Here is a 20,383-nt window from a genome sequence, read left to right as displayed (position 1 = left end):
ACGGCGTGACGGCGTGATGGCTTGATGGCTTGATGGCGAGGGGTCGTAGGCGGGATTCCACCTACGGCCCCTCCCAACGTCCGCTTATGCTTCGCTCGTGTTCGATTCGCGGCACATCCGGACGTTCCACGAGGTGGTTGCCTCGGGGTCCTACTCGGCTGCCGCCCGGGTCCTGGGGTACACCCAGCCCGCCATCACCCAGCAGATGAAGGCGCTCGAACGCGCCGTCGGCACCCCGCTGTTCACCCGGGTCGGCCGCAAGATGCAGCTCACCGAGGCCGGGCACTCCCTGGCCCGGCACGCCGAGACGATCCTCGGCTGCCTCTCCGACGCGCAGGCCCAGATGAAGGCGTACGCGCGGCTGCGCACCGGCCGGGTCCGGCTCTGCGGGTTCCCCAGCGCCAACGTCACCCTCGTCCCGGAGGCCCTCAGCGGACTCGCGAAGGACCATCCGGGCGTGCAGGTCGAGCTGCTGGAGGAGGAACCCCCCGACTCGCTGCGCAGACTGGAGCGCGGGGAGTGCGACATCACCCTGGCCTTCACCTATCCGGGACTCCAGGAGCAGATCCCGGAGGAGGTCGCCGAGGTCAGGCTGCTGGAGGACCAGCTGACCGTGCTGCTGCCCACCGGCCATCCGCTGGCCCGGCGGCGGGCCGTGCACCTGGCGGACCTGGCCGAGGAGAAGTGGATCGCGGGCTGCCCGCGCTGCCGGGCGAACCTGCTGCACGAGTGCGCCGAGCTGGGCTTCGTCCCCGACATCCGGTTCGCGACCGACGACAACCTGGTGGTGCAGAGCCTGGTCGGGCAGGGGCTGGGTGTGGCGATGATGCCCGCGCTCGTGCTTCCCTCCCTGTCGCTGACCCGGGTGTGCGGGCGGGTACTGGCGCCGGTGGCGCGCCGGCACATCGCCGCCTACGTCTACCGCGACCACCTGCGGATCCCGGCGACGGCGGCCGTGCTGGCCGAGCTCAAGCAGGTGGCGGGCAACCGCGTCGGCTGCTGACAACGCCCGGTACGACACCCCCGATCCATAAGCTCTGCTTGGCATTTCGGGTCAGAACTGTCGTTGGACGTGATGGATCTGCTGCCGGACGCTGCGGATATGACCACCACTACGCCGGCCCGCACCACCGCGAGGATGGCCGCCCTCGTCGCCGAGATCCGCACGGTCGTGGACCGGGGTCTGGCCCCCGACCTGACCGCCTACCTGGTCGGTGAGCGCCTCGCTCCGCACCTGGGTACGGCGGACCTGCTCACCCCGGCCCAGCAGGAGGGCGACCCGGAGCACTACCGCCAGCACGTCCTGCACGCGGAGACGGACGGCAGCTTCTCGGTGGTGGCACTGGTGTGGATGCCGGGTCAGGAGACCCGTATCCACGACCACGTCTCATGGTGCGTGGCGGGGGTCCACCAGGGCGAGGAGAGCGAGCGCCGCTACCGGCTGGCGCCGGGGCCCGACCAGGCCCGGCTGGTGGCCACCGAGGACGTGGTCAACGCCCAGGGCGAGGTGTGCGGGTTCGCGCCGCCCGGAGACATCCACAAGGTGCGCAACTCCTGTCGTACGAAGGCGATATCCATCCACGTCTACGGTGCCGACGTCTCCCGTCTGGGAACCAGCATCCGCCGCGTCTACACGCTGCCGACCGACTGATGGCCCTCCTCAACCGTCCCCAGAGCCCGGTTGCAGGCAGTGGCCGGCCCGGTGGGGTTGTTTCACGTGAAACACCCACGTCCTGGCCGGGGTTGGCCACCGCCGCGGGTGGTGCGCTGCTCGCCTGGGGGGTGCACCGGCTGCTGCCGGCCGTACCGATGCTGACCGCTTCGGTGGTCCTGGGGATCGCGGCGGCCCATCTGCCCCGGGTGCGGACCTTCGTCCGCGGAAGCGCCCGACCGGGGCTGTCGCTGGCGGGGCGGCGGCTGATGCGGATCGGCATCGTGCTGCTGGGTCTGGGGCTGGGCCTGGAGGAGGTGCTGCGGCTGGGCTGGGCCACGGTGGCGATGGTGTTCGCGGTGGTGGCCGTGACCTTCGCGGGCACCTTGTGGCTGGGCCGGCGGCTGGGGCTGCGCGGGGATCAGCCCCTGCTGATCGCCACCGGCTACTCGATCTGCGGGGCTTCGGCGATCGGGGCGGTGAGCGAGGTCTCGGGCAGTGACGAGGAGGACGTGGCGTCCTCGGTGGCGCTGGTGACGCTGTGCGGCACGCTCGCCATCGCCGTACTCCCGCTGCTCCAGGGGCCGCTGGGTCTGACCGACCTCGGGTTCGGGCGCTGGGTGGGGGCGAGCGTCCACGACGTGGGCCAGGTGGTGGCCACGGCGCAGACCGCGGGTCCGGCGGCGCTGGGGGAGGCGGTGCTGGTCAAGCTGATGCGGGTGGCGCTGCTGGCGCCGCTGGTGGCGGCGGTGGCGTTCTCGCTGCGGGCCCGGCGGCGTGGGGTGCGGACGGCTTCGGGGCGGCGCCCGGCGCCGGTACCGCTGTTCGTGGCCGGCTTCCTGGCGGCGGCCGCGCTGCGGGCCACCGGCGTGGTGCCGGACGTGGCGCTGGACTGGGCGCACACGGCACAGGAAGCCCTGCTGGCCGCAGCGCTGTTCGGGCTGGGGACCGCGGTGCACCTCCCGACGCTGGCGCGCACGGGCGGCCGGGCCGCGATGCTCGGGCTGGGCGCCTGGGTGGTGGTGGCCGGGGTGTCGTACGCGGGCGTGCTGCTGACCGTATGAGCCCGGCGCCGACGCACATGGCCGGAACCGACCCCTGCTTGCTGACGCGCTCATGACAATCCACCGGGTCCATGCCACAGTGCCCCCGCGAGGCGGCGGACCACGAGAGCGTACTGCCGCCCCACAGCACCGCCGATCCATCGATCCGCACCGACAGCTCTTCATCCCCCACCCTGCCCGGGCCCGACCGGCCCCAGGGCATGGCAGAAGGAGTCATGCGTGAATCGTCATCGCACGGTCGTATCCGCCCTCCTGGCGGCGGGCACCCTGGTCGCGGGCGCCCTCACCGTCGCCACCCCCTCGGCCGCCGCCCCCGCCCCGGCCTCGTTCACGCCTCAGCAGACCCAGGGCTTCTGGACCGCCGAGCGGATGCGCGACGCCACCCCGCTGGACCTGACGGCCGCCCCGGGCGCCACGGGCAAACGCGTCGTCGCCACCGGCGCCCCGACCACGATCGCCCCCACCCCGCCGGCCGGCTCGACCGCGGCCGCGTCGCCCACGGCCTTCCCGCAGATCGGCGGGGCCTGGACGGGCGGCGGCGCGGTGGTGAAGACCTCGGGCCGGGTGTTCTTCTCGATGGGCGGCCGGACGGCTTCCTGCTCCGGCGACTCGATCACCAGCGCCAACGGCAGCACGGTGGTCACGGCCGGCCACTGCGTGAAGTACCAGGGCGCCTGGCACACCAACTGGATCTTCGTCCCCGGCTACGACAACGGCAACGCCCCCTACGGCCAGTGGGCGGCGACCAAGACCCTGGCGACCGACCAGTGGGCGGCCAGCGAGGACATGAACCACGACGTCGGCTTCGCGGTCGTGGCCCCGCTGAACGGCCAGAAGCTCAGCCAGGTCGTCGGGGCGCAGGGCATCGCGTTCAACGGCGGCTACAACAAGAGGATGTACTCCTTCGGCTTCCCGGCCGCCGCACCGTACGACGGCTCGAAGCTGATCTACTGCAGCGCCAACAGCGGCAAGGACTTCCTGCTCACCAAGGACCACAGCCTGGCCTGCAACATGACCGGCGGCTCCAGCGGCGGCCCCTGGTTCCAGAACTTCGACGAGGCCACGGGCCTGGGAACCCAGGTCTCGGTGAACAGCTTCGGCTACACCTTCCTGCCCAACCGGATGTACGGCCCCTACTTCGGCAACGAGGCCAAGGCGGCGTACGACAAGGCCGTCGCCTCCTGACCCCACCCCCCGGCCGCCCCGTGCCCCGAGGAGGGCAGAACCACCAGCCCCGCGCCCCCCGGATGCCGGTACTCTGTACCGGCCAGGTGGGTTGCCCGAGCGGCCTAAGGGAACGGTCTTGAAAACCGTCGTGGCAGCGATGTCACCGTGGGTTCAAATCCCACACCCACCGCCACAGGTCACCTAAGTGACTGGTCAGAGGGGTGTCTCCCACCGGAGGCACCCCTTCTGCGTTCACTGTGTCTCACTCTGTCTCGGGTGTGTCCCCCTTGTGATCAGTGTGTGCGGCCAACCTGTGGCCAGGTTTCAGCCCTCGGCGGCGGGACCGGGATCGGCCAAGGCCCGGTCGATGAGCTGGTTCGACGCGTGCTGCTGGCCTTGCAGAACCTTCGCGTAGAACTTCCACAGCACGGCCGGGCTGTGGCCTGCCCTTCGGGCCACCTCCACGGGATCCACGCCAGCCTTGATCCACAGCGAGACGCAGGCATGTCTGAGCGAGTAGGGCACGCCGGCCAGCGGCGTGCCGGCGTCCTCAGGCGCGAGCGCCTTCCGCCGGGCCTCGGCCCAGACGCGGGTGTACTCGTTCGAGGCGACCCGCCCCCCTTCCACGGCCCGAAACAGCCGGCCGTCCGGGGCCGTGCCGTGGGTGGCGATGTGCTGGCGGAGCATCGTCACCAGGACCGGGGGAATCGGCACGGAACGGGAGCTGCGGCGAGCGCGGCGCTTCAGGCCGCGGCTGTCGTAGGACCGTCCGTCATCGGTCCACCGTGAGCCGACCTCCGGCTGACTGCGCCGAAGCAGAAGCTCCCCCCATCCTGACTCGGGCAGCTTGCAGTGCGACTTGGCCAGGGCCGCGACCTCGCCGGGCCGCATGCCGGCGTAGTACATGCAGCCGAAGAAGGCGTGCAGGTGGTCCCCTCGGTGGCTGTGCGCTCGCACGGCACCGAGGAGACGACCGGCCAGCTCAGGACCCGGGACGAACTGAAAGTCGACCTCATCGTCGGTCTTGGGCGGGGCCCAGTCGATCGACGTGAGGGGGTTGGTGGCCAGCAACCCGCGCTCCACCGCGTAGCGCAGGCAGTTGCTCAGCACGGAGCGCTTGCGCAGCACCGTGTTGTCCGCAGCCTGCTTGCCATTCAGCAGCCGGGAAAGAGCGTTGAGGGCGCGGCGCAGGTTGTCGGAGTCGGCTACCTCCGAGACCCGGACGGAGTTCTCCGAGACCCACGCGAGTGCTGCGGCAACCTCGGCCGGTGGATTCTCCACAGTCAATCGTGGCGCCCACTCTTCCTCAGAGTTCTTGATCATCTGGAACGCCCATCCGCGAAGCGCGAGCCGAAGGGTGTTCGGGCGGGGTGCCCCGTTGGTGCTGGTCACCAATGCACTCGTGACGGTGGCCAGCGATTCGGCGATGCCGACGCGGTGCTTGGCAGCGGCGCCCGGCCACTTCATGTAGGCGTAGGCCCGCGCGTGGTCGTACCACGTGGGGGAACTGAGCTGCCGAAGCTCCGAGACAGGGAGTCCGGTCTCAGAGTCGAACTGCTCGCCATCACGGACAGCCTTCATGAGCTGGGAGCGCCGGCCGTCGGCGAGCGTCTTGGTCATGAACGGGGCCTGGTGTTCCTCGCCGCCCACGATCCAACGGAGCTGGAAGGGCGCCTTCTTGCTCTGGCGCTTGCGGATGCCCCAGATGCGTACGTCGTAGGTGTACATCGTCTGCCTTCAAGAGGAGAGGGCCCCGGCATGAGCCGGGGCCCTCAGCGAATCCGGGTGGAATCAGGCGGCCATCTGCTGCTCGCCGCTGGCGAGCCAGCGGTCAAGGTCGGCACGACGGCAGCGCAGGTGCCCGTTCGGCAGCTTGACGAGCCGCGGACCGTTGCCCCGGGCCCGCATGCGGTAGAAGGCGGCGCGGCTCATGTCGATCTCTTCCAGCACTTCGCGGAGTCTGAGCATCGGCGACTGTGCCATTCGACTCTCCTGTGGTGTTGGTCCTGGGGATGTCCGCTACCTCCGCTACTCCGCTACTGCGCAGGTCAGGAGCGGTGCTTTGGTAGCGGATGGGGTAGCGGTAGCGGATGAATGCCGCGACCGGGCCCGAGTGGTGCGGGCCCGGTCGCGGCGTGAAGGTAGCGGCGGTTTGCCGCTACCTCTGCCGGGTGCCGCTACCTCGGCAGGGGGGCTGACCTGCGTGGTAGCGGCGGTAGCGGCGGTAGCGCTTGATCAGGAACCGGGGGGAGGGCAGTACCGGATCCATGCGTCGGAGAGGTCGTCGGCGTAGTAGCCCTTGAGGACGGCGCCGCCGGTCTTGATGTTGCGGGCGGTGATGGGCTTGTTGTCGGCCCGCATGTACTCGCGCAGGATCAGGGCCAGTCCACGGGCGTCGAGCGGCCGGCCGTTCATGTCGGCCCACGGTGCTTCGTCCAGCGCGCGGAGCTGTTCGAGGACGGCGGCCGTGGGAAGGCGAGGCACGTCGCCGAAGACGTGGTCGCGCAGGTCGGTCAGCAGGCGGATGCCGATGCTGGCTTTGTCGTCGGTCTCGGCCGCGTTGACCAGCTCCACACACGCCGCACGGGCCCGCTCCGGCCAAGTTCCACCCGCGGCATCGGCCACGGCCAGCAGGGGCTCCCACACGTCGGCCGGACGGTCCGTGACACCTTCCGGCATCACGGGGAAGGCGCCCATCAAGCGGTCGCGGACGCTGTCTGCCCATCCGGCGAGTCGGTCCCGGATCTCGTGTCCCTCCCCGGTGTGGAGGCGGGACCGGAAGGGCTCCACCTTTTCGTTGCGGGCCCGGCGGCGCATGCGGATGACGACGGAGCGGGTCAGGATCGTGTCCGGCAGGTTCCCCAGCCCCGCGACAGCTAGCGCGCAGTACGAGGGGAACGCGGCAACGGACTGGTTGCCCTGCCCGTCGCTCACGCACCGGTAGGTGACCCCGGCACGGCGGTGGCCGGCGTTGATGAACCCGCGCAGTTCTTCATTCTCCCCGGCCTTCGGTCCGAAGACAGTGTCGATCTCGTCGAAGAGAATCGTGGGCCGTCCCTCACCAGCGGACACAGCGCGAAACAGCGCGGCGGGCGAGGCGTTCACGGCCACCATCGGCGCGGGCACGAGCGTCTCCACGATCTCCAGCGCCCGGGACTTCCCCGACCCCGGCTCCGGGGAGAGAAAGGCCAGTCGCGGGGTGGCATCGAAAGCGTCGAGCAGGTGCGCGTGGGCGTCCCACAGCGCCACGGCGACGTAGGCCGCCTCGCTGGGGAAGGCGTTGAACCGGCGGTGGAAGGCCTCGACCGCGTCCAGCACGGCGGCGCCGTTGCTGGCGTCCGCGGTGGTGACGGTGTCGGGAACGGTCGTGAGGGTCATCGGTGCTCCAGTGGTGTGGGGGCTGAGGCTGGGGGTGGGTTCCGTGAAGCAGCCGCAGCCGCCCCAGTCAGTGGCCAGCGCGTCTTGGTCTGCACGGTCTTCGGTGATGCGCTGGCGTAGTTCGATCAGGGGCAGGGGGCGGGTAACACCGCCGGTGCGGTCGCGCAGGATGGCGATGTCCTTGCCCAGGTAGACCCGCAGGTCCTGTTCGGCCCGTGCCTCAGCGTCGAAGCGGTCGGGGTTGGTGGCCAGCAGGCGGCCCCACTGCGCTTGGCCACCCCGGACGCAGGCGCCGCCGCAATTGGCGTGGGGATAGCCCTGGGCGTACATGCGGGGCGGTGCCAGGCCGGCCTGCTCGGCGGCTTCGATGAGCTGGTGTTTGTCCTGGTAGGGCGGTTCGCACAGCGGGGCCAGCGCGACCCAGGGCAGGTAGGCCTTCTGTATCGCGGGCAGGCGGTGGGTCTCGCTCCAGTCAATGCCGACGTACACGCTGGCCTGAGCGGGGTCGGTGTTCTCCTCCAGCCAGGTCCTGCACGGGATCTGCTTGAGGATCTGACTACACGGGGCGATCCGAGAGTTGCCGATCATCCGCCGGTCCCGGAAGACCTCCCACGGAGTGCGGCCATCAGCGACCGTGACCAGCCGGGCGCCGAGCTGGGCGACCGCATCGTGCAGGAACCGGTAGACGTCCGGGTCTTCGACCTTGGTGTCCGCGAACAGCAAGACACACTCATCCGGGCCGTGCTCGCTGATCACGCGCTGGGCGGTGGCCCACGACCCGATCCCACCGCTCATCATCACCACATGCCGGATCCGGGTGCTCATGCCGCCTCCCCCCGCTGCTGGGTTCGTAAGCGGCACACGGTCCGGTGCGCGACGTGACGCGCTTCAAGAGCACGCACAGCCCGCAGCCCAGTGGCACGTTCGTCCCACTCGCCGCACTCACACCAGGCGTGCGCCCACGGCGTACCGCTGTAAGCAGCGCCCAGGTGGAGAACGGCAACGACACGACGGCCGTCGTCCCGCCGCGGGTCAGGGCGAACGGCAGAAGGGACGCCCTGACGGGCGACGGACTTCGGCGCGCCACTGCCGTCCGCGGCTGAGGCCGGTTCGGCGGGGACGCTGCCGGTGGGTGTCGGTGCGGGGCCTTCCAAGCGGGGGTGGGGTCGGGTGCTCATGCCGTCTCCCGGGGCCGGGCACGGCGGATGGAGCTGTCGATGGCGCTGCGGATCGTGGCGCGGCACTCGGCGGCGGTCAGGTCCCGCGACTCCCCCACCGCTTGGAAGGCCTGCTCGACCTCCTGCCGGGGGATGTCGCCCCACGCGACGAAGCGCCCCACCTTGAACGCGCACCGGTTGAGCGTGTTGTTCCGCTGGCTCTCGGGTGCCGCCGCGACCACGGCGCACTCCCGTTCCAGCGCGGCCCGTGCCGCGCGGCTGCCGCTGACCGCCGGAAGCAGCAGTGGCTTGACCGGGCCGGGCGCGGGAGGCTGAAGCAGTAGCAGCAGCCAGTCAGGGAGCGGTGCGACCGGGGCAGGGTCGGTGACCTTGTACGTGCCGGCATCGAGGATGCTGCCGGGGGCGACGATGTAGCCGCCCCATGCGCGGGTGTCGATGTGCGGTCCGAGCTTGCCCGCGGTGTTGCCCAGCCGGATTCCGGTCGGGGCGGTGAAGTACAGGTGTTGGCCGCCGCTGGGGGTCCGGACGCGGTAGGTGGTGGGGACGGCCTGTCCGGCGCGCTCGCTGAGCGCCTCAAAGGCGGTCACGCCGTCAGGCGTTCCCTCTTCGTCCGTCGGCTTGAGCATGTCGAGGTCGATGACGATCAGCCCGGCCGGGCCGGTCGCGAGACCGACGTTGTAGGGCCTGTGGGTCCAGCAGCGGATCACGGTGGCCGAGTCGGTGGTGGCGCGTCGCTCCCACTTCACATGGCCGTCCGCGCACAGGCCGTGGTTCGGGCACTGATCCTCGGCATGCAGTGCTGGCCGCTTCTGTCCCGGCCGGAGCGGGAACACCGGCCAGCCCCGTGCAGCAGCAGCGAGAGCATCGGCAAGCAGAGGCGGGCGAGCGAGGCGCTCTCGCGGTAAGGGGGTCGGTTGGGTCATGCTTGATACCTCTCTGCGCTCTGTTGAGTTGTGCGGGGAGGAACAGGGCGGCCCAGACTCATTGGCGTGATGTGGGGGCCGCCCTTGGCATAGCTAGTCGCAGGTGCAATCGGGGCGTTCGGAGCTGCCGTCGGCGCCACAGCCGCAGCAGTGCGGGTACGGGTAGGGCTCGCTTCCGTCGGCCGGGTCGCACAGGTCGCAGTCGGTGAAGTCGTCGTCGTGCATGGGTGCTCCTGTCAGGTGCGGTGGATGGTGCCGGTGGCGCGGCCGAAGAGGCCGGTGGCGGTGACGTGCTGGGTGACGTGGACGGGGGCCCGTCCCGTGCGGCCGCGGGCGGTGCGCCAGATGGCGGGGGCGATGGCGCCGGCGGCGACGAGGGTGACCGCGGCCCACAGGGTCTCGGTCAGCGCGATGAGGCCGGGGGCGGCGTAGGAGATTCCGATTCCGGCCGCGCCGATGCCGCCGCCGATGGTGGGCGCGAGGAGCGCGGTGGTCTTCGCCCAGCGCGGGATCCCGCCCGCCGGGGCCGGGGCGGGGGCCGGTTCGGCGGGGACGGGGTGGGTGTAGGCCAGGGTGCGGGCGCCGTCGGGCAGGGTCACCACGGCGATGCCAGTCTGCGTCTGCGGGACCGGCAGGAAGGGCGGCGGTGCGGGGGCCGGGGTGGTCGGCCAGGTGATCGGGGTCGGGTGGTGGATGGCGGGGTGGTGGGGCATGTGGATGCCTCCCGGAGACGGGTGGGGCCCGCGCCGTGGTGGGTGGCGCGGGCCCGCGGGGTGAGGTGTCAGGCGAGCTGTCAGGTGGTGTCAGGCAGCAGGTGTCACGGGTTCTGACAGCGGGTTTGCCTAAGGGTTTGGGTGTCAGGGCCCCCTGACGGTGTCAGGGGGTGTCAGGTGTCAGACAGCCGTCAGGCTGGGCACGATCCGCCACCGCCCGGTCGCCGACGTCGGCTCCAGCCGACCGTCCAACGCAGCCTCCTTGAGACGCTCGGACACCCACGGCCGGGAGAGCTGGTGCCGGTCGCACCAGTCCATGAAGTCCTTCGGACCGACGACCATCTGTCCGGCCGCCTCGAAGTCGTCCAGCGCGTACGCGAACAGTTCCCGCGCTTCCTGCGGGGACGGCTTGTGGCCCGGCGACTCCCACAGCGGGGTGTCGTCGCCGTCCTCCCCGGCGGGCAGTTCGGCCGTGGGGTCGATGTCGGCGTCCTCGGGGTCGACCAGTAGCCCGGACAATTCCGCTTCCGCCCCGGACGCCCCCTCGTCGGCGACCGGTCCAGCTACCGCCGCCGGGGCGCCGGGGGTGGTGCGGCCGGGGTAGTTCTGTCCGGCCACCGCCCGCGCCGCTCCGGCGGTGACGGGGTCGGCGGTGGCGCCGTTGGCCTGCGCCCAGCGGGCGAGGGCTTCCAGGGTGGGAGTGGCTGTGTGGGGGACGGCGAACGTTCGTCCCGGGGAGGGGTAGCGGTCCTCGGGGATGCCGGGCGAGACCACGTAGCAGTAGCCCGGCCGCCGGTTCCCCCACGCCCCCGGGTGCGCCCCCGCGTCGATGACCGCGTCCGGGAGGCTGAACCCCTCGTCGCGGGGGTCGCAGCCCAGCGCGATCACCGACGGAAGCGACGCCCGCGTGCTGGTGGACATCTGGTCGTAGGAGGGGCGCTGCAGGGACACGATCAGGGAGACGCCGGCGGAGCGGGCTTCCTGGGCGATCCCGGTGAACGCGTCGTCGCCCATCAGCCGGAGGGTGTTGGCTGCCTCTTCCATCCACGTGACCAGGAACGGCATCCCCTCGCACCCGCACGACCGGCCGTTGGTGCGGCAGGTGTGGTCGGTGCTGGTCTGCCGCTGCGCGGCGGCGGGAACCCACTGGCGGTAGCCGTGGGCGCCGAGCCAGCGGGTGCGCGCCGGGATGACGGCCTTGATGGCCTCCACCATGACCTCAGTGTCCGGTCCGCCCTCGGCCGCCCAGTCCATCCCGGGCAGCAGGGGGCGGAAGTCCTGGAACATCTTCGGGTCCGACACCCACAGCAGGACGTCGTTGCGGGAGATGATCTCGGTCATGAGGTTCAGGGCGGTCTCGCCCTTGCCGGATCCGGTGCCGCCCGCGATGAGGACGTGGGTTGCGTTGCGCTTGGTCTCCGGGTCGCCGGGCAGCCACAGCACGAGGGGGGATCCGTCGTCGTAGCGGCCGATGACCAGCGGCTCAGCGATGGACCCGCCCAGACTGGACGGGCCGGGATACTCGGCGACCTGCGCCAGCATGTCCTCAGGGACGATGACCAGCTCACCGCGGCGGGCCGAGCCCGGATCGCCCATGTAGCGGACGGCCGAGGTGGGCAGGTCCAGCGCGGACGCGATCCGCGGCAACACCTTGGCCACGTCGTCGTTGGTTTGCTCACCAGCCTCCAGCGCCACCTTCGCGGTGACCCGGTTGGGCTCCACCGACGTCGCGCCGATCTGAGCCCGGGCCAGACCCACCTTCTCCAGCAGCCCCTTGTCCGTCCCGCCGCCGGCGGTGCCGTCGACGTTGCGGCGCAGGACCATGCGGATGTTCCACGACAGGGCGAGGGCCGGGCCGCCCATCAGGTACAGGTCCGGCAGCGGCCCGGCGGCGGGTCCGGCGAGGCAGGCGCTAGTCAGCCAGGCGGAGCCTGCGGCCACGGTGATGGCCGAGTGCAGGCGCCGCTGCTGCCCGGTCGCCTTGCCCGCCCACCACGTCAGCCCGGTCAGCGCCACAGAGGCCAGGGTCAGACCGACGCCGGCGGCGGCGCTGCCCTGCCACTGGGTGCTGCCCAGCACCCCGGCCAGCCCGAGCCCGCCCGCGCACAGCCACGGCGGCAGGTGGGGCTTAGCCCGGTGCAGGATGTAGCTGCCGAGGCCTGCGCCGTCGGCGGCGCCGCGGAGCTGGTCTTCGTACTGCTGCTCAACGCTGTGCTCGCGCTCAGCCATCACGTCTCTCCTTTCTAGAGCTGGCCCCAGTCCATGCGCGGGGTGGAGGCGGGGCGGGCGCGGTGGCGGACGCGGTTGATCTCTTCCTCGTACTGCTGCTGGAACAGGGCGTAGGTGGCGGCGGCGTTCTTCGCCGCGTCCCGCAGGGCGTCCGCGGCGCGCTGCATCTTCCGCGCCACCCGCGCCGCCCGGATCCGGGAACCACCGATACGGCCGTCCGGGTCGGGCACCTGGACCAGGGTGGCCTTGAGGATCTCGGCGCCCATGGCGACCTCGATCGAGAGAGTCACTCCGGCGGCGCGGACGGCGTTGCAGTACTGCCGGACCTGCGCCGGAGAGGTGAACTCCGGCGCGGGCAGCAGGGACTGAGACCGGCCGCCGCCCTGGCCACCCGCCACGGGGGCGGCATGCCGACCACCACCACCACCACCGCCGCCGCCGCTGCCCCGGCCGCCGGCGTTGACGTTGAGGGTGAAGCCGGGGGAGAAGGTCTTGTTGTAGTTCTTGGACTGGGAGCCGTTGGCCCCGGCACGCGGCGACGACCGGGGCCGCTGCGTCCGGGCGCGCTGACCAGCGGGGTCGGTCCGGCCGGTGCCGTTGGTGGTGTTGGCCATCAGGCAGTCTCCTTCTCACGGCCGAGGGTCAGGTGGCGGGCGGCGACCCAGGCCACCTGAGCGGCCAGGGCGAGGACGGTCCAGGCGGTGAACACAGCGGGGTGGGTCGGGGCGAACGCCACCGCCGCCGCCGTCCAGCCGATGACGAGCGTGACGAACGCGGCGAGGACGGCCCGCCAGATGACGGCCTGGCGGGAGGTCGGGCGGCGGCGCAGCATGCCCCACGTCCACACGCCGGCCGGGGCCAGCGCGAGGACGGCGAGCACCCATGCGGTGCGGGGCTCGATCAGGTGGATCGCCCCGGTGATGGGCAGGAGGGTGGTGGCGATGCCGGTGGGGGCCCAGGTGCGGCGGTGCTTCCACAGCCAGCGGCCCACCGCGAGCATCGCGCGGGTGGTCAGGGTGGGGGGCGGTTCGGGGCTGACGACGAGGATGACCGGCTGACCCCCGCGCTGGCGCGGGATGTGCAGGGTCGAAGCGGCCGAGGGCCGAGTACGACGAGACACAGGAACTCCAGGAAGAGAGGCGGAGGTTCAGGCAGCGCGCTGTTCAGGGGTGGGGAAAGGCGCACGGCGTGCAGGCGCCCAGGTGGGCGGGGATGACGTATCCGGCGTCGCGGCCGCACGACTGGCAGGTGCGGCGGGCGGCGTTCGCGCGGGCGAGCGCGGCCCGGCGAGCGGCGGTCATCGGCCGGACAGGTTGGGCGAGGTCGACCCGGTAGAGGAACGCGACCAGCGGGGGTCGCCGCTGGCGGGGCCGCTCGATCTGCGCGACGACGTCCTGACCGCCGGGCCGCAGCCCGACGGCGCGGAGCTGACGGCGGGTGGCCAGGCCGTCTGGGGCCAGGCGCCACGGGTAGACCGGCAGGGCGGTCACAGGGCTTCCCCCTCGGACGGGGAGGACGCGGCGGCAAGCTGGGTGTACACCTTGTGGACGTAGGAGGTGGACCGGGTGGACTTCAGGGCCGCCTTCCCGATCGATTCACCGTTCTCCCAGCACGCTCGGATGATCTGTTTGGCGTCCTCAGCCGCAAGCTTCGCGACCGGTTCGGGGTGGAGGGGGACGACGGTGGACGCCCGGGGGACGGACACGGGATGCACCCGCTGGCCACCACAGATGACCAGCGAAAACCCCCCACCGCCACGCGTGCGAACCGGCGCCGTCGGCTCGGCGGCCGGGCCGGTGGACACGGGGGTCGGTGCCGGGTGGACAACCGAGGGGTCCACCCCTGCGACCGGGGTGTCCACCAGGGCGGCCCGCAGGTCATCGATCTTGTTGAGGATCGCCCGCCGGTAGTGGCTGATCGCCTCAGCGAGCGCGATCAGCAGCACCGGGGGGATGGAGTGGAGGACCAGCCCGGCCGGGTCCACGCTGCGGGGGACACCGAACGGTGTCCCCTCCGGCCAGAGGGAACCCCAGCAGTTCATCACCCACGTCGCCAGCCCGGCGAACCAGCGCAGCACCGACGCCCACCCCGAGGGCCTCAGCCCATATTCGGACAGCCGACCGTCGAACAGCAGCACCGTGCCCAGGGCAACGGCCACCATGGGATCAAGCAGCCACGCGATCCACGGCGAGACGTGATGATCGATGGCGAACGTCGTGACGTTCGTGGCGGTGAAGACCAGCGCCACCGTGCAGATGAACACCAGCACCCGTGTCAACGACGCCAACAGGCGCTCCAACGCACGGATCTGCGCAGCGGCGGTACGCGCCATCACAGCTCGCTCCCCGATCCGATCGGGCGGACGGGGGCGCTGGCCATCAGCAGCACCGGCGCGTCCCAGTACTCGTCGGGGTCACCCTCGATCCAGGACCACTCGGCCCCGGGCTCGATCTCGTAACCGAGGTCCGCCAGCACGCGGGCACGCTCAGCCGGCGTCGGGATCGGGGAGTTGTCGGGCCAGTCGTGCGACGGCCACTTGGTGTCGTGCATCAAGACCACGAACAGGTGCCAGCCGGTCCGGTTCGACATCTGCGCCGTCAGGTGCATCAGGCCACCTCAACGGTGGCCGCAGGCGCCTTGTTCGCCGCGTCGCGGCGCGCCGCGAGTACGCGGCGGTGGGCCCGGCGGATCCTGCGGCCGTCGAACTCCGACGCCGGCCGGTCCAGCAGCGCGATCAACGCGTCCAGCAACTCGACCTCGGCCAGCACCAGCGGCATCTCGGCCTCGATCGCATCCAGCTCCGCGTCCGTCGGTTCCAGGTCCGGCGGCAGCACGGTAACGGGCACCTGACGTGCAGCGATGAACTTCATTGGGTCTTGCTCCTCTCACACAGGAACGGGACCGAACAGCAGCCCCGGCGTTGGCCCGCCGGGGCTGCACATCGTTTTGGGAAAGACCTCTCGTTGGCACGAGCGGCCACGGCCACCCGGCACCGGACTGGTGCCGAGGACCGTGAGCACTGGTGCTCACCCGCGGGCACGGCCCGCGGAAGTTCTCTTCTCTCGACCCATCGACCGCCCGTGTGCAGGCGGCTGGATCGGCACTCTGTTGAGTTCTCAAGGAGCAGTCGCTTCCTTCGAGCCCCTTTCGGGAGCCCTCCGGGCGCGTCAGGCAGACCTAGCCGGGCCCCTCAGGGCCTCAACTGGTGCGCACCAGAAGGATTGCATCTGGTGCGCACCAGATGCAATCCCTTTTCGTGGTTCGGGGTGCTTCGGTGCTGCTTGGCGTGACTTCAGGAAACGGCGAGAGAGGGGGGCGCCGGTAGCTAACTAGGGTTAACCTCGGGGGTGTTAACCCGCTCCCACCTGCGGCGATATGGTTGGCCGCTCGCGTGGACGCGCTCACTTGGAGGCGAGGCACATGGGCATGGGCTTACGGTCCATACGGACTGCGCGCGGGTGGTCGCAGGAGCGCCTGATCTTCGAAATGGAGAAGCACGCCCGCCAGCGGCTCCTGGACATCGCGTCCACGGCCAGCCTGAAGACCTATGTCTCGGAGTGGGAGAACGGCAAGCGCGCCATCAGTGAGCGATACGCCGCGGTCTTGCGGCCGCTGCTCGGCGTGACCGATGCCGAACTGCGTGGGGAGCGCGAGAGACTGATTCCCCAGCAGACAGACGGCTACGACGATCTACTCAGCCGCATCGACTCCGCACGGAGCATCGGCGAGTCCATGGTCCAGACGTTCCTGGACCAGACCGAGTTACTGCGGACGATGGACCGACAGATGGGCGCCGCTGGGCTTGTCGACCAGATGACGGGCCATCTGGCCCGCATGGAAGATGCGCTGACCTTCGCAGTGCTCCCTGGCACGCGACGGCCCATCGCCACCGCGCTCGCTGGCGCGGCGACGCTGGCGGCGTGGCAGGCCCTCGACGCAGGGTCGGTCGAGCGGGCATGGCGGCAGTACGAACTGGCTAAGAGAGCGGCGCAGGACGCCGACGCCCCGCTTTACCTGGCGCACGCGATGGGTGAACAGGCTTACGTGCTGCGCGACGCGGGTCGGCCGGCGATGGCCGTAGAGCTGATCCGGGACGCGCAGAGCACGTACGCCGAGCGGCACTCGCCACGGCTCAAGGCGTGGCTAAGTGCTGCCGAAGCCGAACTGTGCGCTGCGGCAGGGATGGGCTCCGACGCTCAGCGGGCCCTTGAGCGTGCCGAGGCTTCCCTACCGGACGGGGCAGAAGCGCGGGACTCGGACATGCTGAGCATCTTCCTCAACGGAGACCACTTGGCCCGTTGGCGCGGCAATGTCCTGGCGATGATCGGGGATGGTGCAGCGATGGAGGAGCTGTACGCCGCACTGCGCACGGTCGACAGTTCGTTCGTGCGCGCCAGGTCTGGCCTGCACAGCGACCTCACGCAGGCGCACCTGGCCCGGGGTGAGCTTGATGAAGCACGCTCACACCTCCAGCAAGCGCGGTTGCTGGCGAACCGCACAGGATCCGTGCGGTTTCGCCGGCGGGTGGAGCTGCTCACCGGGCGGCTGTAGGCCGAGACGCGAGCAGGTGGAGCAACGCGACGAGCGTCCCGGACCCCATGAGCTTGCCCTCGGCCATCAGCGACGGGATCTCGTCCAGGGGGATCCATGCCACTTCGCCAGCTTCTTCGGCGTCGGTCGGCTCACCCACCTTCGTGGCGCCGCGGGCCACGAAGATCTCATGAGGCGAATCCACCATGCCGATCATCGGCTGATAGGTCACGACGTGCTCGACCGAGGCCGGCCGCCAGCCGGTCTCTTCCTCGGTCTCGCGGGCCGCCGTGGCCGCAGCGTCTTCCCCGGCGTCCACGATGCCCCCGGGCAGCTCCCAACCCCACTGCTCAGGTACGAACCGGTAGCGCCACAGCATGAGCACGCGGTCCTGCTCGTCCACGACGGCCGTGATCGCCACGTGGTGGAGGCGGACGACGTGGTGCTCGAAACGTTCGACACCGGGCGGCTCGACGTCCACGAGGTCGAGGTTCACCCACCGGTTCTCGTAGATGTGCCGGGCCCCGTGGATCCTCCAGGGCTCGCCTTCCGCCGGGGTGGGGACGCCCTCCCCGCCAACGACGCGGTAGGAGCTGCGGTCGTACGCCCTGATGAGGCGCTCGCTCGCGAGCCGGGCCAGCACCTGTCGCAGCGCGGTGCGGCCGATCTCAAGCTCGGAACTCAGCGTGCGCTCGGACGGCAGCTTGTCGCCGGCGGCGTAGCGGCCCGACTCGATCCACGACCGGATCGTCTCGTAGACCCTCTGAGTCTTGGGTCCCATCCTCGGCGCACACTCCCGGATCGTCGGCTGGTGCTCGCCAGCGTAACGGGGCAGCAGCACGGATGGCGCAGTCATCGGAATGTCTCTCGCTTCCTGAGCTGTCGGCACTGTGCGGCGGACCGAGGCGGCCGCATCAGATGGTGTCCGGAGGGGATGTTTGCGGAGGGCGGTAGCCAGACTCGATGTGGGCCAGGCAGAGATGCGGTAAGGGCGGCGGCATACGAAAATTGGCTGGTGCAGACCAGACGGGAATTGGTGAACTCTCGCCGCGCTACAAGGCTTCGCGCGCGCCATAGTCCGCGTCGACTGATGCGCAGGACGGCGAAACCTATTGCAGACCCACGCAAATGGACTACGCATCAGGCGACATGGCTTTCATCGTGGGGGGCAATGCTTTCCGCCCTGGCCGCCGCCCTCGGTCTCGTATTTACAGGAATTGTTGCTTGGTTTAGCGTGAGTGCCACCCGCCTCGAACTGGAGCAGGCCAGCCGGGCGCAAGCCGGCAAGGTGGGATTCTGGGAAGCGAGTCCCACCGGTGATGAAAGTATCACGGTAATTTCGAATCGATCTGTCGATGCTGTTACCGGCGTGGAAATGCTCTTCCGTGTGCCTCCTTTTGGCGGGCACTACGCTGGTTTGGCAATTGGTGGGTTGCCTCCATGTACGCGCATCACCATCACAGGCAGCGTCCTCGGGGATCTCGTGCGGGGCATGGATTACAAGCCGCTCGGCCAGGAGTTTCCTGACTCCATCCAATTTTATGACGCCAACGGAACGCACTGGGTTCGGGGATTTGACGGCCTCTATACAGGACGTATCGAAACAGATAGATCTGGCCCCTGGGGTGATGGTTCCCTTTCCCCGCCGAACGTCAAAATTGAGCCTGCTCAATATTGTGATATCTGAGCAGGAGTCCACCGGTCTGCCCAAGGGGCTATCAGTTTCGCCTCGCCCCAGTTGTCGCGAAACTTCCCAGATTGAAGACGGTGGCGCGGGTGTCGTAGGGGATTTTGAGCAGCCCCGCCATCAGCGGACGTGGGCCCATATGGAGCTGAACCTCCTGCGATCGGCGTCCAGTGCGGCACGGGCGGTGCCCGGAGGGGTCTTGGCGGAGGACTGTGGCCAACCTGTGGCCAGACTCGACGCTCGATGCGATCTTGAAGCGACTTAGAGGCAGGTCAGACGCCCTGCTTCTAGCGCAGACTTCGCGGTCTTGAAAACCGTCGTGGCGCAAGTCACCGTGGGTTCAAATCCCACACCCACCGCCACAGGTCAGAGAAGTAGCAGTTCAGAGGGCGGGTACCCGATCGGGGTGCCCGCCCCTCTCTGTTCATCCTGTCTCACCTTGATGCACCCGTATCCCGCTGTTGACCGGCGCGTATGGGCCATCTGTGGGCCAGGATCACGGCGCTAGACCTGCGCACTCCTGGCGTCGCGCCGCCGCGCCACGTAGCGGAGCAGGGCCCAGATCGCCGCGGCGTTGACCAGGGCGCCGACCAGGACCGAGGCGTGGAAGCCCAAGCCGTCCACCATGTCGAGCTTGGGGTCCACGGACGTGTCCGGTACCCAGTCCGCAGGGAGCGGGTCCGACTCCGAGGGGTGGTCCGTGGGCAGCTTCGCGGGCGGCTCGGAGCCGTACTGGGGGTGGGGATCCATGGGCGGGGCCGAGTCCAGGGCGTCCGCCGCGGGTCCGAAGAACGTCAGCAGGAGGAGGCTCACCGGCGCCGTGGCCAGGATCGGCCAGACTCCGAAGAACCCGATGTCCCCGATCCGGCTGCCGACCGCGACGTAGACCAGCATCGCGACCACCAGCGCCAGGTACGCACCGGGCACCCACATCTCAGCCTTCGACCAGCGCCGCACCATGACGTTCCCCGTTCCCGTTCGGCTTCGTTCGACCTGTGCCCAGTCTCGAAGCCGGCGAGGACCGCCACCTGAGTACGCCTACTCATCCTGCTCGGCCGTGCGTACCTGGTCAGAGCCGTGCCCGGCAGCACGCCGGGACACCGCGCAACCATCCCCCCTGTCCGGCACACGGCGCCGGAGGCTTCCGCGACCAGCCGCCGTTGAGACCCCGCTCGATCAGTTCGTTCGCACGCGACTGCTGGCCCCTCAGGATCCTGGCGTAGAACCGGAACAGGACCGTCAGGCTGTGCCCGGCTCGGCGGGCCACTTTCACCGAGTCGACCCCCAGGTTGATCCACAGTCGAACCAGACGACCAGACGGACCCCGTCGGGGCCGTGCAGCCCGGCGAGCGTGTCCGTTCCCATCAGCGGATTATCGCGGGGCCGATGGGCCGGGCGGGTGGTGTTTGTCGGACCATCGGCGCGCGTCGTGGAGGCGGTGCGGTTGCGGGCACATCATGCCGAATGTATGCAGATCCGCCCGTCCGAACATGTGGAGTGTGGGGTCGTCATGGCCGGTAAGCGCAGCTTCTTCTCGATCTGGACCGTCGTCATCGCCGCCGTCGTCGCGTTCTTCGCCGGCCTCGGGATCGGCGCCAAGGCCGCCGCCCCGAGCGCGGGGGTGGTTCCGGTCGCGGGTACGGACACGGCCCCGGCGAGCGCTGCGCGGCCGGCGGTGGTGGTGCGGGCCCGGCGGAGCTGGCGGGAGGTGATGCGCGGCGGGGCGCTGCCGCCCACCATCGCGCAGCGGATCCGGGCCGAGGCCCACGGGTCGGCCCCCAGCGCGCGCCGGTCGACGACCGCCGCCGCCACGGTCGGGGAGCGGGACGACGTGGCTCTCACGGCATAGGGATGCGCAAGCCC

The 20,383-nt window shown here is 70.3% G+C and carries 21 protein-coding genes, 1 tRNA gene and 1 pseudogene; 8 read left to right on the top strand and 15 right to left on the bottom strand.

Features of this window, described 5'->3' with window-relative positions:
• The first annotated feature begins 97 nt into the window (after window positions 1–97).
• From ACZ6KO_RS29420 to ACZ6KO_RS29400, 5 genes are all read left to right on the top strand, one after another.
• Entirely contained in the window at window positions 98–1,003 is a 906-nt protein-coding gene (locus ACZ6KO_RS29420; RefSeq protein WP_469307036.1) for a LysR family transcriptional regulator, read from the top strand.
• 99 nt (window positions 1,004–1,102) lie between these two features.
• The gene (locus ACZ6KO_RS29415) at window positions 1,103–1,651 is read left to right on the top strand and encodes a cysteine dioxygenase family protein (protein ID WP_469307035.1); all 549 of its coding nucleotides are present in this window, start codon (window positions 1,103–1,105) and stop codon (window positions 1,649–1,651) included.
• Window positions 1,651–2,715 carry a YeiH family protein gene (locus ACZ6KO_RS29410; RefSeq protein WP_469307034.1) on the top strand — a complete coding sequence of 355 codons (1,065 nt, stop codon included), beginning with the start codon at window positions 1,651–1,653 and terminating at the stop codon, window positions 2,713–2,715. Before ACZ6KO_RS29415 ends, ACZ6KO_RS29410 begins: the two co-directional genes overlap by 1 nt.
• A 219-nt stretch (window positions 2,716–2,934) precedes the next feature.
• On the top strand, window positions 2,935–3,900 hold the full coding sequence (locus ACZ6KO_RS29405) for a trypsin-like serine peptidase (protein WP_469307033.1): 966 nt from the start codon (window positions 2,935–2,937) through the stop codon (window positions 3,898–3,900).
• A gap of 85 nt (window positions 3,901–3,985) precedes the next feature.
• Window positions 3,986–4,075: transfer RNA gene (locus ACZ6KO_RS29400), tRNA-Ser, on the top strand.
• A gap of 131 nt (window positions 4,076–4,206) precedes the next feature.
• Here the strand turns inward: ACZ6KO_RS29400 and ACZ6KO_RS29395 are convergent.
• The 13 genes and pseudogenes from ACZ6KO_RS29395 to ACZ6KO_RS29335 all read right to left on the bottom strand — a co-directional run bounded on the left by ACZ6KO_RS29395 (window position 4,207) and on the right by ACZ6KO_RS29335 (window position 15,173).
• Entirely contained in the window at window positions 4,207–5,610 is a 1,404-nt protein-coding gene (locus ACZ6KO_RS29395) for a tyrosine-type recombinase/integrase (RefSeq protein WP_469307032.1), read from the bottom strand.
• A 63-nt stretch (window positions 5,611–5,673) separates the two neighbouring features.
• On the bottom strand, window positions 5,674–5,865 hold the full coding sequence (locus ACZ6KO_RS29390; protein WP_469307031.1) for a helix-turn-helix transcriptional regulator: 192 nt from the start codon (window positions 5,863–5,865) through the stop codon (window positions 5,674–5,676).
• A 194-nt stretch (window positions 5,866–6,059) separates the two neighbouring features.
• A pseudogene (locus ACZ6KO_RS29385) lies at window positions 6,060–7,260 on the bottom strand (DUF3631 domain-containing protein).
• Between the two features lie 1,174 nt (window positions 7,261–8,434).
• Window positions 8,435–9,361, bottom strand: coding sequence for a bifunctional DNA primase/polymerase (locus ACZ6KO_RS29380; RefSeq protein ID WP_469307030.1), 927 nt, complete (start codon window positions 9,359–9,361; stop codon window positions 8,435–8,437).
• Between the two features lie 93 nt (window positions 9,362–9,454).
• Window positions 9,455–9,586 carry a hypothetical protein gene (locus ACZ6KO_RS29375; protein ID WP_469307029.1) on the bottom strand — a complete coding sequence of 44 codons (132 nt, stop codon included), beginning with the start codon at window positions 9,584–9,586 and terminating at the stop codon, window positions 9,455–9,457.
• An 11-nt stretch (window positions 9,587–9,597) separates the two neighbouring features.
• Window positions 9,598–10,074 carry a hypothetical protein gene (locus tag ACZ6KO_RS29370; RefSeq protein ID WP_469307028.1) on the bottom strand — a complete coding sequence of 159 codons (477 nt, stop codon included), beginning with the start codon at window positions 10,072–10,074 and terminating at the stop codon, window positions 9,598–9,600.
• A gap of 180 nt (window positions 10,075–10,254) precedes the next feature.
• On the bottom strand, window positions 10,255–12,303 hold the full coding sequence (gene traB / locus ACZ6KO_RS29365) for a plasmid transfer protein TraB (protein ID WP_469307027.1): 2,049 nt from the start codon (window positions 12,301–12,303) through the stop codon (window positions 10,255–10,257).
• A gap of 14 nt (window positions 12,304–12,317) precedes the next feature.
• The gene (traA, locus tag ACZ6KO_RS29360) at window positions 12,318–12,917 is read right to left on the bottom strand and encodes a plasmid transfer protein TraA (RefSeq protein ID WP_469307026.1); all 600 of its coding nucleotides are present in this window, start codon (window positions 12,915–12,917) and stop codon (window positions 12,318–12,320) included.
• On the bottom strand, window positions 12,917–13,423 hold the full coding sequence (locus tag ACZ6KO_RS29355) for a hypothetical protein (RefSeq protein WP_469307025.1): 507 nt from the start codon (window positions 13,421–13,423) through the stop codon (window positions 12,917–12,919). The genes traA and ACZ6KO_RS29355 overlap by 1 nt, the downstream gene beginning before the upstream one ends.
• Before the next feature lie 43 nt (window positions 13,424–13,466).
• On the bottom strand, window positions 13,467–13,793 hold the full coding sequence (locus ACZ6KO_RS29350; protein ID WP_469307024.1) for an RRQRL motif-containing zinc-binding protein: 327 nt from the start codon (window positions 13,791–13,793) through the stop codon (window positions 13,467–13,469).
• Window positions 13,790–14,635 (bottom strand): hypothetical protein, encoded by an 846-nt coding sequence (locus ACZ6KO_RS29345; protein ID WP_469307023.1) that lies wholly within the window; start codon window positions 14,633–14,635, stop codon window positions 13,790–13,792. The genes ACZ6KO_RS29350 and ACZ6KO_RS29345 overlap by 4 nt, the downstream gene beginning before the upstream one ends.
• Window positions 14,635–14,910 (bottom strand): DUF6303 family protein, encoded by a 276-nt coding sequence (locus ACZ6KO_RS29340; RefSeq protein ID WP_469307022.1) that lies wholly within the window; start codon window positions 14,908–14,910, stop codon window positions 14,635–14,637. Before ACZ6KO_RS29340 ends, ACZ6KO_RS29345 begins: the two co-directional genes overlap by 1 nt.
• The gene (locus ACZ6KO_RS29335) at window positions 14,910–15,173 is read right to left on the bottom strand and encodes a DUF6284 family protein (RefSeq protein ID WP_469307021.1); all 264 of its coding nucleotides are present in this window, start codon (window positions 15,171–15,173) and stop codon (window positions 14,910–14,912) included. Before ACZ6KO_RS29335 ends, ACZ6KO_RS29340 begins: the two co-directional genes overlap by 1 nt.
• Window positions 15,174–15,789: 616 nt before the next feature.
• On the opposite strand from ACZ6KO_RS29335, the gene ACZ6KO_RS29330 reads away from it, so the two are divergent.
• The gene (locus ACZ6KO_RS29330) at window positions 15,790–16,854 is read left to right on the top strand and encodes an XRE family transcriptional regulator (RefSeq protein WP_469307020.1); all 1,065 of its coding nucleotides are present in this window, start codon (window positions 15,790–15,792) and stop codon (window positions 16,852–16,854) included.
• Here the strand turns inward: ACZ6KO_RS29330 and ACZ6KO_RS29325 are convergent.
• A complete protein-coding gene (locus ACZ6KO_RS29325) occupies window positions 16,838–17,614 on the bottom strand; it encodes an NUDIX domain-containing protein (RefSeq protein ID WP_469307019.1) in 777 nt (258 codons plus the stop codon). The two genes, ACZ6KO_RS29330 and ACZ6KO_RS29325, sit on opposite strands and share 17 nt — an antisense overlap.
• A 390-nt stretch (window positions 17,615–18,004) precedes the next feature.
• Here ACZ6KO_RS29325 and ACZ6KO_RS29320 point away from each other — a divergent pair, with 390 nt between their 5' ends.
• On the top strand, window positions 18,005–18,520 hold the full coding sequence (locus ACZ6KO_RS29320; RefSeq protein WP_469307018.1) for a hypothetical protein: 516 nt from the start codon (window positions 18,005–18,007) through the stop codon (window positions 18,518–18,520).
• Window positions 18,521–19,024: 504 nt separating this feature from the next.
• Here the strand turns inward: ACZ6KO_RS29320 and ACZ6KO_RS29315 are convergent.
• Window positions 19,025–19,480, bottom strand: a complete 456-nt coding sequence (locus ACZ6KO_RS29315) for an SCO4225 family membrane protein (RefSeq protein ID WP_469307017.1) — start codon at window positions 19,478–19,480, stop codon at window positions 19,025–19,027.
• A 550-nt stretch (window positions 19,481–20,030) separates the two neighbouring features.
• On the opposite strand from ACZ6KO_RS29315, the gene ACZ6KO_RS29310 reads away from it, so the two are divergent.
• Window positions 20,031–20,369, top strand: coding sequence for a DUF6344 domain-containing protein (locus ACZ6KO_RS29310; protein ID WP_469307016.1), 339 nt, complete (start codon window positions 20,031–20,033; stop codon window positions 20,367–20,369).
• Window positions 20,370–20,383 lie beyond the last annotated feature (14 nt).

It is taken from the genome of Streptomyces sp. NPDC042102 (assembly GCF_055582305.1).
Note: the sequence above shows the minus strand (reverse complement) of the source record. Positions and strands in the feature narration are given on the sequence as shown.